The sequence below is a fragment of the Nocardia sp. NPDC005746 genome (assembly GCF_040630785.1).
In the GTDB taxonomy this organism is placed as follows: Bacteria; Actinomycetota; Actinomycetes; order Mycobacteriales; family Mycobacteriaceae; genus Nocardia.
In genome coordinates, this window is the sequence record NZ_JBEXYE010000009.1 from 236,926 (window position 1) to 251,859 (window position 14,934).

Here is a 14,934-nt window from a genome sequence, read left to right on the forward strand (position 1 = left end):
CGGGAGTTCTCGCGTCCTACCCGAACGGCGGCGGCGCGACCGGCTCCAATCGCAGCACCCGGTTGCCGAGCATGACCTCCGCGCCCGGTACCAGGGTGAACGGTTGATTCGGTTGCAGCCGAACCCAATCGCGATACCCGGGCGGGCGCACCCGGGTGCCGTTGGTGGAGCCGCGGTCGACGATGGTGACATCCCAGTTCACCAAGCGGATCTCGGCGTGCGCCCGGGACATGCCGCCGGAGCTGTCGTCGATGCGCAGTGGCAGCAGGCCCGCGCGGGCCGGTTCGGACAGTTCGGGATCGCGGCCCACCACGGCGTCGGCCGCCAGCATGAAGGTCATGCCGTCGTCGAGCACCAGCATGCCCAGCGGCGGCCGGATCACCTCGGACACCTGCTGGGTCTGATCCACCGGCATGCCGCACACGGTGCAGAAGGCGGCCCGCGGGTCGCTGGGATGCGCACGCGCGCATTTGAATCCGAGCACCTTCGCGGTGAGCGCGGTCGCCTTGGCGGTGGCCTCGAGCCGTCGCTGCAGGTCCGGGTCGGGTTTGGGCGCCGGGTTGGTGCCGCTCAGCTCGCTCGCGCCGCCCATCTCGGTGGGCGCGTGGTGCAGGTCCGGCGCTGCCGGAATGCCCTCGGTGACCGGATCCACCGGGGCGGGATCCAGGTTCGCGGGAATCCGATTGGAGGTGCGGGTCGGGATCAGGTCCGGGTCCACCGGCGGCGGCTCGGGTTCGGGATCGCGTTCGGCGTCGAAGGCGGCCGTGGGCGGCGGCGGTTCCGCGGCCCGGTGCCGCGCCCCCGCCGGACGCGCCGGGGTGCGCGACACCACCGGTTCGCCCTCGAACCACACCACCGCGCCCGACGCGGGCGCGAGTCCCTCGACGAGCGAGCCGATTCCACGCTCGGGCAGTTCCGGCGCCCGCCGCCGCGGTTCGTCGATGAACAGGGCCGCGGCCCGCGCGGGCGGCGCGGCGACCCGGTCCACGGTGAAGGCGGCGTCGCTGCCGCGGTAGTACTCGACGGCGGTTCCGGCCAGCACGGCCGTCACCGATCCGTGCAGGAAGATGGCCAGCCCGCCGGTGTCGGCGGTGGACAGGATGCCGAATTCGATGGGCTGCCCGGGCGAGATCCGCTCGGCCTCCTTCATCAGCCAGCGGGTGGCCTGCCGCGCGATCTGCCGCCCCGGCCCGTCCGGGACCAGATCGGTGGCGTCGGCGACCAGGTCCCCGAGCGCCCGCACCGCCGTCACGGCCCGCGATTCGGGGGTGATCGCGCCCCGCTCCCGATGCGCCACCAGGATCACCGCTCCCGCCACCCGGCTCAGCGCATGGCCGCCCGCGACGACCTCGACCTGCCGATCCATCACGGGAACCGGCCCCGGGGAAGCACGCGACAGGGATCCTTCAGCACAGCCACCAGGTTACGTGCCCGTCCGGCACCGGCTACAGTCGCGGAGAGCAGCGGGGGGAGCCGCTGCGTCCGGCGAGGATCCAGGAGTTGATGCGATGGCACTGAGTCCTGGCACCATCGTCGGCGGATATCGGATCGTTCGCGTGCTCGGCTCGGGCGGCATGGGGACCGTGTATCTGGGCAAGCATCCCGAGCTGCCGCGCATGGACGCGCTCAAGGTGCTCTCCGCCGAGTTGACCAGCAACGAGGAGTTCCGCGGCCGCTTCGAACGCGAGGCCAATGTGGTTGCGGGCCTGGATCACCCGAACATCGTCGCGGTGCACAATCGCGGCGAGGAGAACGGGCAGCTGTGGATCGCCATGCAGTATGTCGAGGGCACCGACGCCTCGGCCGAGCTCAAGCGCGATCCGGCCGCCATTCCGCCGCTGCGGGCGCTGTCCATCGTCGCCCAGATCGGCCGCGGCCTGGACTACGCGCACCGGCGCGGCCTGCTGCACCGCGACGTGAAGCCCGCCAACTTCCTGCTCTCCACCGCCGCCGGTGAGGACGAGCGGGCCCTGCTGGCCGACTTCGGCGTCGCCAAGTCCACCGAGGACACCACCGAGCTGACCCAGACCGGCAGTTTCGTCGCCACCATCGCCTACGCGCCGCCGGAGCAGCTATCAGGGCTGCCGCTGGACCACCGCGCCGACATCTACAGCCTGGGCTGCTCGTTCTTCAAGCTGCTGACCGGCCGGAACCCGTATCCCGCAACGCAACCGGCGCTGGTCATGATGGGCCACCTGCACGAGCCGCCGCCGCGCGCCACCGATGTCGACCCGCATCTGCCCGCCGCGCTGGATCACGTCTTCGCGCGGGCGATGGCGAAGAATCCGGCCGAGCGCTTCAATTCCTGCCGCGAGTTCACCGAGGCCGCCACGGCCGCGCTGGTGCCGGGCTACAACCCGGTGTCCACCAATACTTCTCCGACCTATCCGATCCAGATCGCGCCGCCGGGCCTGCTGCCGGCCGGTGAGACCCAGACCGGCATACCGGTTTCCGCGGCCGAGCCCACCGAGCTGGTGCGGCCGCCGCGCAACCGGACCCGGCTCTACCTGGGTATCGGTGCGGCGACGGTGGCGGCCGCGGTGGCCGTGGGCATCGGCATCGTCGCCAGCGGCGGCAGCGAGACCGGTTCCGCCGCAACGACGTCCGCCGGTGCGGCCCCGGCCGCGAACACCGCCCCGAACTCGGTGGACCAGGCGCGCAAGGACAATCCCGCGTTCCAGGGCAAGTCCGTCACCGTCGTCGACGTGACCGGCGACGACTACAACACCAAATACAGCATCTACCTGACCGGCAGTGATCAGGCGAAATACCTGGAGAGCCTGGGCTTCGTCTACAACGCCCAGTACCGGCCCGCGGCCGGGGAGACCTCCCCGCGCCCCTCCTCCGGCTACGGTTCCTTGAAGGTGACCGACGACTCGTACATCATCGCGGTCCGCAGCGACGCGAAGGCGGGCGGCGGCGGCCTGCTCGGCCTGCCCAGTGAGATCACCAGCTCCCGCGCCATCGTGGTGCCGGTCGACGACGCGTCCGCGGTCGCGGCGATCCGCAATTGGACCCCCGAATCCGGTCAGACCCTGCTCACCAAACTGGTGCCGGTCCTGCACAACCGGATCAAGTAGGGTTTTGCCGGTCAGTCAGCTCTGGGGAGGGGAACCCATGCGCCTGCGCGCAGCCATGTCCGCGGCTTTCGCCGTCACGGTGGTGATGACCGCCGCGTGCGGCTCGGATCCGGGGCCCGCCGCCCCCGCCGAGCCCGTCATCGACCTGGCCAAGCTCGACACTGGCAACCTGATCACCCAGCCCAAGAAGTACGACAAGGCCGAGAGCAAGGAACTCGGCCGCGCCGTACAGGCCGAACGGCTGGCCAACTACCTGCCGCTGCCGGCGGAGATCAACCCGGTGGTCAAATATCCTCCGGCCGCGGTGAACGGCGCGATCCGCCCGTTCATCGATCTCGGCTCCAGCGCCATGAAGATCCGCACCAACGCCAAGGCCGCCGACCTGCGGGCCGCAGCGCCCGGCTTCCTGTCCGGCTACGTCACCACCGGCAACTCCGACAAATCACCGGGGCTGTCCTACGAGTTCGCGAACACGGTGCTGATCTTCACCGACGACGCGGCGGCGAAGGCGGCCGCGCAGGCCCTGGGCCAGGCCGATTTCGACGCCGCCCCGAGCGAGCGCCTGCACCTCGACAAATATCCGGACGCCTTCGTCTACCTGGACAAGTCCTACGGCTTCAACGCGACCGTCCGATCCTGGTACGCCACCGGCCGATTCGTCATCTTCGGCTACGTGTGGGACGACGTGATGGCGGAGACCAAGATCAGCGATCCGGCCGCCCTGCTGGCGCGCGTCCAGCTCGGCATCGACGTGATCCCGGGCGCGCTGGCGAAGTTCCCGGCCGTCGCGCCGGATCAGCTGACCGAGCAGCCCGTCGATCTGGACGGCGTGCTCGGGCGGACACTGCGCACCGTCGTCGACGATCAGTCCGAGCGCGGCATCCCCGGCGTCTACGACCGGCACGGCGGACTCCAGATCTTCCCCGGCGACGACAACGCCGCGCTGTTCGAGAAGGCGGGCGTGGACCGGGTGGCGTTCAACGGCGGCTACGTCTTCCGCGCCCGCGACGCCGCCGGAGCCGCGGACATCGTGGCCGAGCGCGCCCGCACCTCACGCACCTTCCGGCCCGCCGACTCCCCCGCGAACCTGCCGAATGCCGAGTGCCGCAAATACACCGGGCCGCAGCGCTTCTCGATCACCTACTACTGCTACGTCACCCACGGCCGCTTCGCCGGGGAGGTTGCGGCGAGCCAGCTGCTCGATGCGCAGCAACGGATCTCGGCGCAGTACGCCCTGTTCGTCAATGCGGAAAAGTGATCGGGAGGGGACGGCAATGATCTCGCGTTTTCGGATGACCGCTCTGCTCGCGATCACCGCGGCGGCGGTGGCGGGCTGCGGTTCGGCCGTCACCGGCACGGCGACCCCGGGTGAAATCGATATCCGCACATTGGATGTCGGCAAGTACTCGACCCTGCCGCTGGACCTGCGCTATGAATACAACCCGCGCATGCGGTTGGGGATCGAGCTGGCGACGCAACGCCTGGCCGGCCACGTGGTGAACGGCGCCGACATCGACCCGGCCCTCACCTTCGGCACCGGCGTGGTGTCGATGACCAATACCGAGACCGCCACCCGGGTGCTGGCCGACGTCACCGCGCCGGTGCTCGACGCGAACAAGATGATGTTCGGGATCTCGGTGGGCCACACCGACAAACAGCCCGACAAGTCCGGCAAGACCGTGGAGGGCAGTTCCTTCACCACGGTCACCGTCCTCCAATTCCGTGACGCGGCGGCCGCCGCCAAGGCCGCCACCGACTTGGACGAGGCCGACTTCGCCGTGGCCCCGGACGTCAACGAACGGGTGGCGCTGCCGAAATACCCCGACGCCCACACGCATTGGCGACCCGGGGTCGCCAGCATCGGATCGACGGTCGCGCACGGCAATTACGTCGTGAACGCCTATGTCGGTGTGAAGGATCCGGAGCTGCCGAAGTTGACCGCGCTCGCCACGAAGGTCCTCGACGCGCAATTGCCGCTCCTGGATGCCTTGCCGCCCTTGACCCCGGACGGCGTGCTGCGCCTGCCGTTCGACGCGGATCACATGCTGCGGCGCACCCTCAATCCCGGGGAGAGTTTCCTCCCCGATTTCCAGTCGATGGCCGTGGCCGAACCGCGCGGCTTCCTGCATCGGGTCGCCGATCAGGCGTTGTGGCGGCGGATCGTCACCGACACCGGAATCGATCGATACTCGATCGCGGGCGCGAACTACGACGGTCCGTCCATGCTCTTCCGCACCCGGGACGCGCAAGCCGCGAAGCAACTCGCCACCGCCGTTCTCGAACACGGCTATTCGGGCGCCGCGGACGCACCGGCCGGATTCCCGGACGGGAAGTGCGGACAATCCACCGACGCTCCGGCCTCCAGTCTCACTCGCGCCAAACGCTTCCGGTGCACGGTCAGCTATCGCCAGTACACGGCCGTGGTGGACTCCGATCAGATCGCCGACGCCCATCAACGGGCTGCCGCCCAATACGCATTGTTCGCGAACAGCACCTGGTAGCAGCGGTTCGAGCTGCCTCTCGCGCGGAGGTGGAACCGGCGGGTCGTGACCTACGTCCAATCACTACGAGGTCGTCCGCCCGCGAATCGGAAGGAGGCACCGTGGCCGGTGCATTCGAAGCCAGTAATGAGCTCATCCAGGCCAAGGCCCAGGAGTTCCAGAAGACCCACGACATGCTCATGCACTCCATCGCCGATCTGAAGCGCGATGAGGACAGCATGGTCGCGGGCTCGAATTGGCGGGGCGGCGCGGCCGACGCGTTCAACGCGTTCATGCAGCGCTACTACTTCCAGGCCGACAAGCTCAACGACAAACTCATGCACACGGCCGAGACGCTGATCAAGGTCGGCTCGAACTACGAAGAGCACGACAAGGATTACGAATCCAAGGTCAACGCACAGATTTCGAGCCTCGACCTCCCGGCTGTCTAACCACTCGGCCACCCCTCGTTCTTTCCGGACAATTGGCAAAGGAATTCACCATGGCAGCAGTTGACGGCCAGATCATCTCCGCCCATTTCGAGGGCGTCGCCGACGGCGCGAATTCGATCATCCGCCGCGCGGAGGCCATCCGCGACCAGCTCGAGGCCTTCCATCGCACTGTCGAGGAGTTCGTGCGCAACAACTGGAAAGGTGACGCCAACGACGCGTTCGCCGACCTCCAGCGCATGTGGAACCAGCACGTCCGCCAGCTCAACACCACCTTGAACGGCGCGGCCACCTTGGTCCGCACGGGCAATGCCGAACTCCAGGCCAAGGACACCGCCCTCGCGGGCCTCTTCTGAACCGAGGCTTCACCCGGAGAGCGGGCGCGGGCACTTGTTCCCGGGCCCGCTCTCCGTCATTACGGCTCAGCGGATGGCAGCCAGCCGGTGTGGATGAGTTCCTCGCCGGACCGGGTGCCGTACGTGCCCCGGCCCGGGGGCATGAGGCCGGGGCGGGTGTTGCCGAAGAGGACGCCCTCGTCGCGGCTGCAGCTCATGATCAGGGACGCGGAGTTGAGTTCCTTGAGGCGGTTGAGGGTGGCCTCGTACATGGCCCGGCCCGCGCCGCCGGAGCGGCGGGCCAGGATCAGGTGAAAGCCGAGGTCGCGGGCGTGCGCGAGATGGTCGACCAGGGCGTGCAGCGGGTTGCCGCTGGCATTGGCGACCAGGTCGTAGTCGTCGACGATGACGTACAGTTCCGGCCCCTGCCACCAGGATCGGTCCTTGAGCTGCTGCGGGGTCACCTCGGGTCCGGGCATGCGCTGGGTGACGTAGGCGGCCAGGTCGGCCATGTTCTGGGTGAACTGCGGCGCGGTGGTGCCGTATCCCGCGAGGTAGCCCTGCGGGACGGCGCCGAGCATGGTGCGCCGGTAGTCGCCCATGATGATGCGCGCCTGATCGGTGGTGTTGGCCGCGCAGATGGACTGCACCAGCGACCGCAGCACGGTGGTCTTGCCGCATTCGGAGTCGCCGATGATCACGAAGTGCTGGCTCGTCGCCAGATCCAGGAACACCGGGGCCAGCTGCGCCTCGTCGATGCCGAGCGGGAAGCGCAGGCATGGCCGGGCGTGGTCCACGCGCGCGGGCCAGTCCCCCGCCGCGTGCAGCAGTTCCGCGCGCGGCAGCCGTTCGGGCAGCATCCGCACGGCGGGCGCGGGTCGCCCCGGAGTCAACCGCGCGATAGCCGAAACCGCCTGCGCCACCCCCGTTCCCAGCGAAGCCGGGTCCGAGTCGCTGTCCACCCGCGGGAGGGCGGTCAGCATATGCAGCCCGTCCGCGGTCATACCGCGCCCCGGCCGGCCCATGGGCACCAGCGCTGCGAACTTGCGCCCGAGATCCGAATCCATCGGGTCACCGAGCCGCAGTTCGATGCGCGTGCCGATCTGGTCCTTGAGCGCGGGCCGCGCCTCGGCCCAGCGATTGAGCGACAGCACGATGTGCACACCGTACGAAAGCCCTTGTACGGCAAGGTTCATGACGGTCTGATCGAGCGGTTCGAATTCCTGCCGGAACGCGCCGTACCCGTCGATCACCAGGAACGCGTCCCCGAAAGGGTCTTCCGACACGCCCGCCGCTGCCCGGTGGGCGTCCGGCCCGGTGGCGCGCAGCCGCCGGAACTCGGCCATGGATTCCACACCGAGCCTCCGGAAGCCGGCCTCGCGGCGGCGCATGATGCCCACCATCTCGGCCACGGTGCGCCGCACCTGATCCGCCTCCATCCGGCTGGCCACCGCGCCGACGTGCGGCAGCCCTTCCAGGCCGACCATGGTGCCGCCGCCGAAGTCGAGCAGATAGAACTGGACCTGTTCGGCGGTGTGCGTCAACGACATCGCCATGACCAGCGCCCGCAGCGCGGTCGACTTGCCCGACTGCGGGCCGCCGACCACGGCGGCGTTGCCGCGCGATCCGGACAGATCCACCACCATGGGATCGCGGCGCTGATCGTAGGGCCGGTCGACGATGCCGATCGGGGCGCGCAGGGCCGCCAGCGGATTCCAGTCGCCGGTGAGGACGGACCGCGGCAGCAGCTGATCCAGGGTGGGCGCGTCGCCGAGCGGAGGCAGCCAGATCTCGTGGGCGGGCCGCCCGTGCCCGCGCACCCGTGACACCAGCATCTGCAGGTGGGAGATCTGGTCCGCCTCGGCGGGCGTGGTCACCGGCTCCGGCCGCTCGGACAGCGGAATCCGGTCGGCGGCCCGGAATTCCACGTGGGCCGCGCTGAACGGTCGCGCGGTCACGTCGACCTCGCCGGAGCGGGTCACCGTCCCGTCCTCGCGCTGCGGCGCGCCACCGGTGTACGGCCCGGAGACGTAGGCGGACTGGAACCGCTGGATCTCGCCGGCGTCAGCCTTCAGGTAGCCGCCGCCGGGATTGCCCGGCAGGTTGTAGGCGTCCGGCACCCCCAGCACCTGACGGGATTCATTGGCGGAGAAGGTCTTCAGGCCGATGCGGTAGGACAGGTGGCTTTCCAGCCCCCTGAGCCGCCCTTCCTCGAGCCGCTGCGAGGCCAGCAGCAGGTGCACGTGCAACGAGCGTCCGAGGCGGCCGATCATGGTGAACAGTTCGGCGAAATCCGGGTGCTGCGAGAGCAGTTCGGAGAATTCGTCGAGCACCACGAACAACGCGGGCATCGGGTCGAGGTCGGCTCCCGCGGCCCGGGCCTTCTCGTACTCCGAGACGTTCGCGAAGTTCCCGGCCGCGCGCAGGAGTTCCTGGCGGCGGTTCATCTCCCCGGCGAGCGCGTCGCGCATGCGGTCGACGAGGTCGGCTTCCTCTTCCAGGTTGGTGATGATGGCCGCGACATGGGCCACCCCTTCCAGCCCGAGGAAGGTCGCGCCGCCCTTGAAGTCCACCAGCACGAATTCGAGCTGATCGGGCGAGTGCGTGGCGATGAGCGAGAGCACCAGCGTGCGAAGGAATTCCGACTTGCCGGACCCGGTCGCGCCGATGCACAGCCCGTGCGGACCCATACCGCCCTCGGCCGCCTCCTTGATGTCGAGCACCACCGGCAGCCCGTCGGCCCCGACACCGAACGGCACCCGCAGTCGTTCGCGACCGTAGCGCGGCCGCCACGCGGTCTCGGGAGTGAAGGTTCCGACGTCGCCGAGCCCCAGCAGTTGCGCCCAGCTGGAGATCACCTCGCTCTCCTCTCCACCGGTTTCGACGGCGCGCGGATGAGGGGCCCGGTAGGGCGCGAGCCGCCGGGCCGCCTGTTCGGCCTCGCGCGCGGTGATGCGGTCGATGACGGCGAAGCGTTCCAGCGCCCCGGACGGTCCGCGCCCTGCGCACTCGCCGTTCTCCACCACCATCTGGATGCCGCGGGAGGCAGCCAGCCCGGGCGCGTATCCACACAGGTCGACGACGGTGACGCCCTCGAACCCGTACTCGCGCAGCGGATCTTCCTCGGCTTCGAGCAGTCCGCCGTCGACCACCAGCACGATCTGGGTGAGTCCCGGGTCTGCGGGCTGGTTGCGGGAGTACCGAACCCGATTGTGCAGCAGCGGATTCAGATCGGCGTGGGCTTCACGAATGGACCCGTACACCATGCGGCCGCTGCCCACCCCGTCCCGGGATTCGGGATGCTGGCTGTGCGGCAGCCATTTGGTCCATTCCCATTCCCGCACAGTCTCCGTGGGCCCGCAGACCACGGCGATCAGCACCTGGTCGGGGCCCTGGAACATGGCCAGTTGCAGCAGCATGGCCCGGGTCATGTCGCGGGCCTGGACCCGGTCGCCGGTGAGCTGGACGGCGGCGAAGCCTTTCACGGCGAGGGCGGTCGGCAGGTCGGGGACGGTGGAGTGGGTGCGCACGAAGCGCCGCAGCGAGACCGCGGCGATGGGTTCGAGCTCCTCGACGGGCCCTGTTTCCGGGGCGACCAGTCTCGTAGCAAGTCTCTGGCTACCGAGTCCGATGCGGGCGTGACAGAAGTCCTTGTCCCCCGGCCGGCGCTCCCACATCCGCGCGGTCCCGGCCAGCATCCAGATCAGTCCGGGCTCGGGGTGACTCCATTCGACGGCCGCCCGCTGCTGCCCGGCCGTCTCCTCCACGTCCCGCCGCACCTGATCGAGGTAGCGGAGATAGTCCTTGCGGTCCTCGTTGGCCTCGGCCGCCCGCTGCCCGTTGCCGCCCTGCCCCGCATACATCCCGACCATGGAGAACACCATCATCATCGGGAACATGAGGCTCATCGGATTGGACGCGATGCCGCTGCCGGAGGTGAACAGCAGCACCACCATGCCGAGCATGCCGACGCCCATCACCACCGGCATCAGTTTCGCGAAAAGGTTGGCGGGCACCGCTCGCGGGATCTCCGGCGGCGGCTGCAGCGTGACTTCGCCGCCGGGCGAACGCGGCATCTCCCGGCGCGGGCGGCGGTGGAACCGTACGGTGCTCATCGCGGAAATTCCCCCGGAGTTCGGCCGGTCAGTGTACGGACGGCAACCATCATGCCGTACAGTGCGGGCGTGACGCACTCGCGGACGGATCACCTCGAGGACTTCCGCGGCACCGTGCGCGCGCCGGATCTGGCGCGAGTCACCATTCTGGCCAAGCACACCCAGGTCGACATGGCCATTCCCGTCGATGTGCCGGTGGCCCTGATCATCCCGAGCGTGGTCGACATGGTCGATCAGCACAACCGCGCCAACGACTTCGACCTCGACGGCGAACAGATCGAGCCACACGAATGGGTGCTGGCCCGCATCGGGCAGCCGCCCTTCTCCAATTCCCTGAGCCTGGGCGAACAGGGCGTGCGCGACGGGGAACTGCTCATGCTGGAGAGCGCCGAGAACATCGCGCCCGCACCGCTCTTCGACGACATCATGTACAACGTCGCCATCGCCGACGCCGATCACTTCCGAAGCTGGTCGCCGCGCACCGCCCGGCTGACCGGCTCGGTCCTGGCGGTCGTCATCATGGCGACCGGCTGCTTCGGACTGCTGGCCGCCCCCGACGCGATCCCGTCCTGGATCACCGCCACCGTGGCCACCGCCGTCACCGTGCTGCTGGTCACCGCGAGCACCGTGCTCGCCCGCATATACCGCGAGCGCGTGAGCGCCCTGGTCCTGGGCGGCTCCGCTCTGCCGACCGCGTTCACCGCGGGCCTGCTCTACGTCCCGGACCATTACGGCTGGGCCAACGCGCTTCTCGGTGCGGTGCTGGCCGGAGCCACGTCCCTGCTGACCTGGCGAGCGACGGGAGTCGGGCCGGGATTGTTCATCGGCGCCGCGACACTGGCCGCCTTCACCATCCCGGCCGCCCTGGTCGGCCTGCTCACCGATCTACCGCTGCGCGCCATCGGCGGTGGCGTCGTAACGGTCGGACTGGCCGGATTATCAGTGGCCCCAAGGCTTTCCATGCTGCTCGCCCGGCTGCCACTGCCGCCGGTGCCCGCGCCCGGCACCCCCATCGACCCCACCGAGGACGATCCCGACGACCACCGCGCCCTGCCCACGCTGGACATGCTGCGCGCGAAATCCGAACGGGCACAAGACCATCTGGCCGGTCTCGTCGCGGCCACCGCCCTCGTGGTGGTGACCGGGGCGGTGGCGAGTGTGGATCCGGCTGCCATCCGGCCGTTCTGGCCCGGTCTGGCGCTGGCCCTGGTGTGCGCGGCGGTCCTGATGTTCCGCAGCCGCACCTACGCGGGCGCGGAACAGGCCGTGGTCCTCATCGTCGGCGGCGCGGCGATCGTGCTGCTCGTACTGATCGGCACGGCCCTCACCCAGCGGCAACCGCTCACCGTATTCGGCGTGGCGCTGGCGCTTTTCGCGGCCGCGCTGGTGCTGGGCTTCCTGGTGCCGCGGCAGCAGTCGACCCCGCCCGTACTCCGCGCGCTCGAGTTGCTGGAGTACGGCTTCGTGGCCGCAGTCGTACCGCTGGCCTTCTGGGTGACCGGCCTCTACGCCCTCGTGCGCGGACTCTGAGAGCGGTCCGCCATGCGAGGTAGGACGCTGCGCACCAACACTTTCCGATTCGCCGCGGCGACTTCGATACTCGCGCTGGGGGTGTCGTTCGGGATGGGCTCGGAGCCGGCCGTCGCACACGCCGACCGGCCGCCGCCCATCGACGCGGGCCTGCTGCCCCCGGGCGGCCCAGCCACCCCGCCGACGCAGACCGAGCATCCCGCCAACTCCCCCTGCCTCAGCACCCAGGCGAGCGGCGACGGACCGACGGTCCCGGCGACCCAGCGCACCCTGGATCTGCCCCGTGCATGGCAATTCTCCCGTGGCGCAGGTCAATTGGTGGCGGTCATCGACACCGGGGTGTCCCCGCACCCCCGCTTGCCCGGACTCGTCCCCGAGGGCGACTACGTGGCCGCGGGCGGCGACGGCACCGAGGACTGCGATGCCCACGGCACCATCGTGGCGGGCCTGATCGCCGCCACCCAGGTGGGTGGGCAAGGCTTCTCCGGGGTCGCCCCGGAAGCCCGCGTCATGACCATCCGGCAGACCAGCGCGCTCTACCAGGCCAAGAGCGCGGGCCGGGAGAAGGGCCCCGACGACATGCCCGACGGCTACGGCAAGATCTCCGCGCTGGCCTCGGCCGTCCGACGGGCGGCCGACACGGGCGCACGGGTCATCAACATCTCCCTGGTCGCCTGCCCGACGACGGAGCCGGCGAGCGCCGAGATGGGTGCGCTGGGCGCGGCCGTGCAGTACGCGGCGGTCCAGAAGGACGTGGTCGTCGTGGCCTCCGCCGGCAATACCGACACCTGCAAGGCGAGCAATCCCGGCCCCGATCCGGTGCACCCGGACCGGGATCCGTGGGATCGCGTCACGTCCTACGTGATCCCGGCCTGGTGGGATGCCTATGTGCTGTCGGTGGGCTCGGTGGACGCATTCGGCCGGCCGTCGCGGTTCACCGTCCCGGGTCCGTGGGTGGGTGTGGCCGCGCCGGGCGAGAACATCGTCTCGCTCGATCCCCGCACCACCGGGCTCACCACGGCGAAGGTCACCAATCAGGGGCAGGTGTTGCCCTATAGCGGAACGAGTTTCGCCGCACCGCAGGTCGCGGGTGTCGCCGCGCTGGTGCGGGCGCGGTACCCGGAGATGCGGGCCGACGAGGTCATCGACCGCATCGAGGCCACGGCGCACGCCCCGGGTGAGGGCTGGAATCCGTACATCGGTTACGGCACGGTCGATCCCGTGGCCGCGCTGACCGCCGAGGTACGCAAGGAACTGCGCCCCAAGCACCCCGCCGACGCACGGGATCAACAGCTCCCATTACCCGAACCCGCTCCCGCGCCGGACAACACGGCACGCGATGTGGCCTTGATCGGCAGCGGAGTGGTGGCGCTCGTGCTGGTGCTGGGATTCCTCGCATCGTTCCCGCTGCGCCGCAGGTTCGGCGGCCGCGACAGCTGACGTCAGTTCGCGCTGGGCCCTTGGGTTCTCACCGGTTCCTCGGCCGGGTTCGGATCGGGCGCGACGCCGTCGTGGGCGACCATCGCGCCCTCCCGGCTCAGGGTCGGCCCGGGCGCGAGCAGTCCGAGGATCGGCCACGGCGCGGACTCGGGCCACACCGTCGCCGGATCCATCCCCAGGGCCTTGGCGGCATCCGGATTCCGGATGCCGAAGCGAACCCCGTAGTCGGACACGAAGAACAGGCTGTCGTGGCGCTGACTGTCCGGCTCGATCCCGGTGGACTGCACGTACACGCCCGCGCCCGGCTTCATATAGACGCTGTCCACATTCGGCCCGCTGCCGTCGGCCTGCGCCAGCGGCACCAGTCTCGCGCGGTCGGGGATCGGGACGGCATGCCCGGTGAGCACGGACAATTCGGCATGCTTGCCGCCGTCGGAGGTGTCGGCGGAACCGACCAGCCGCCAGGACAGGCAGTCGACCGGCTGGTCCTTGCCGTCCACCAGGGTCGGAGCCCGCGCCGGATACTTCGACACCCGCAGCGCCGAGGACACCGGCGCTCCCGTGCGATCGGCCTGGGCGATAAGGCTGTCGGCGGCGCTGGACCGGTAGGTATTGCGAATGATGTCGGCGGTCAGCGCCGACACCGGCTGCAACCCGTCTGCCAGCACCACGTAGTACCTGCTGTCGGTCCGCACCTGCACCACGTCGCCGATCCGATGGTCGCCGAGCGCGTAACCCGGTGCGGTCCCGGCATTCTCGATCGGCGGCGGAACCAGCGGCAACACTTCGGGGATGGCGTCGAGCAGCCCCTCACTGATCGGCCGCGGCGTCCGCCCGCTCAGGTCCAGCGCGTCGACCACGGCACGATCGTCGAGATCGATCCGGGCGCGCTGATCGTCGTAGATCAGATACGTGTGATCGCGCCCCTGCACCAGCAGCGCCCGTCCGGACTCCAGCGCGGAAGCCTTGTCCGCCAATGTCAATTCGCCGACCAGCACCGAACTGGCGAGGGTGCGGCTGCCGTCATTCGACAGCGCGTCGCACACGGTCCAGGTGTGACCGTCCCCGCCGGTGAACCCGAGCGAGGTCGGCGCGCCCGGAATGCCGATCAGCTGGCCGCGCGGCTTCTTCGCCAGTTCGGACTCGTTGACGGTGGCCGGTTTGACCGCATCGCCCGCGGCCAGCCGGGCCGAGGCCAGGTTCAGCGCCGGGTGCACCACATTGTCGAGCACGACGTAGACCGCGCCGGTGTCCTTACCGATGACGATCTTGTTGGACCCGATCTTGTCCTGCGGCCGCAGCAGAGCCAACACTCCGCAACCAGCCAAGGCGACGCACGCGAGAATCAGTCCGGCGAGGAAGGCGCGGGACTGGGATCGCATGGGATCGTGCAGCATTCGCACGTCCCGGCGGACCAGGGCGTGCTCCATGCGACGGACCAGGAAGCGGTAGCCGCTCACCTGCCATCGGGTCGTGGGTTTCGAAGGCATCCAAATCCCCAGTGA

10 protein-coding genes are annotated in these 14,934 nt (G+C 69.7%); 7 read left to right on the forward strand and 3 right to left on the reverse strand.

Annotated features, from left to right (window positions below; translation table 11 throughout):
• Nucleotides 1-16: 16 nt before the first annotated feature.
• On the reverse strand, nucleotides 17-1,366 hold the full coding sequence (locus ABZ412_RS19405; RefSeq protein ID WP_357282284.1) for an FHA domain-containing protein: 1,350 nt from the start codon (nucleotides 1,364-1,366) through the stop codon (nucleotides 17-19).
• Nucleotides 1,367-1,508: 142 nt separating this feature from the next.
• Between ABZ412_RS19405 and ABZ412_RS19410 the strand changes: the two genes are divergently transcribed.
• The 5 genes from ABZ412_RS19410 to ABZ412_RS19430 all read left to right on the forward strand — a co-directional run bounded on the left by ABZ412_RS19410 (nucleotide 1,509) and on the right by ABZ412_RS19430 (nucleotide 6,365).
• Nucleotides 1,509-3,080 carry a serine/threonine-protein kinase gene (locus ABZ412_RS19410; RefSeq protein ID WP_357282286.1) on the forward strand — a complete coding sequence of 524 codons (1,572 nt, stop codon included), beginning with the start codon at nucleotides 1,509-1,511 and terminating at the stop codon, nucleotides 3,078-3,080.
• Nucleotides 3,081-3,117: 37 nt separating this feature from the next.
• Entirely contained in the window at nucleotides 3,118-4,338 is a 1,221-nt protein-coding gene (locus tag ABZ412_RS19415; protein ID WP_357282287.1) for a hypothetical protein, read from the forward strand.
• 34 nt (nucleotides 4,339-4,372) lie between these two features.
• On the forward strand, nucleotides 4,373-5,581 hold the full coding sequence (locus ABZ412_RS19420; RefSeq protein ID WP_357282289.1) for a hypothetical protein: 1,209 nt from the start codon (nucleotides 4,373-4,375) through the stop codon (nucleotides 5,579-5,581).
• A 101-nt stretch (nucleotides 5,582-5,682) separates the two neighbouring features.
• Nucleotides 5,683-6,012 (forward strand): WXG100 family type VII secretion target, encoded by a 330-nt coding sequence (locus ABZ412_RS19425; RefSeq protein ID WP_357282291.1) that lies wholly within the window; start codon nucleotides 5,683-5,685, stop codon nucleotides 6,010-6,012.
• A 50-nt stretch (nucleotides 6,013-6,062) separates the two neighbouring features.
• Complete coding sequence (locus ABZ412_RS19430; protein ID WP_357282292.1) at nucleotides 6,063-6,365, forward strand: WXG100 family type VII secretion target; 303 nt, start codon at nucleotides 6,063-6,065, stop codon at nucleotides 6,363-6,365.
• Nucleotides 6,366-6,424: 59 nt separating this feature from the next.
• Here the strand turns inward: ABZ412_RS19430 and eccCa are convergent, their stop codons facing one another.
• Nucleotides 6,425-10,459, reverse strand: coding sequence for a type VII secretion protein EccCa (eccCa, locus tag ABZ412_RS19435; protein WP_357282293.1), 4,035 nt, complete (start codon nucleotides 10,457-10,459; stop codon nucleotides 6,425-6,427).
• Between the two features lie 69 nt (nucleotides 10,460-10,528).
• On the opposite strand from eccCa, the gene eccD reads away from it, so the two are divergent.
• Nucleotides 10,529-11,989: a type VII secretion integral membrane protein EccD gene (eccD, locus tag ABZ412_RS19440; protein ID WP_357282295.1), complete on the forward strand. Its 1,461-nt coding sequence runs from the start codon at nucleotides 10,529-10,531 to the stop codon at nucleotides 11,987-11,989.
• Between the two features lie 12 nt (nucleotides 11,990-12,001).
• Entirely contained in the window at nucleotides 12,002-13,429 is a 1,428-nt protein-coding gene (gene mycP / locus ABZ412_RS19445; protein ID WP_357282296.1) for a type VII secretion-associated serine protease mycosin, read from the forward strand.
• A 2-nt stretch (nucleotides 13,430-13,431) separates the two neighbouring features.
• Here the strand turns inward: mycP and eccB are convergent, their stop codons facing one another.
• Nucleotides 13,432-14,919 (reverse strand): type VII secretion protein EccB, encoded by a 1,488-nt coding sequence (gene eccB / locus ABZ412_RS19450; RefSeq protein WP_357282298.1) that lies wholly within the window; start codon nucleotides 14,917-14,919, stop codon nucleotides 13,432-13,434.
• Between the last annotated feature and the right edge of the window lie 15 nt (nucleotides 14,920-14,934).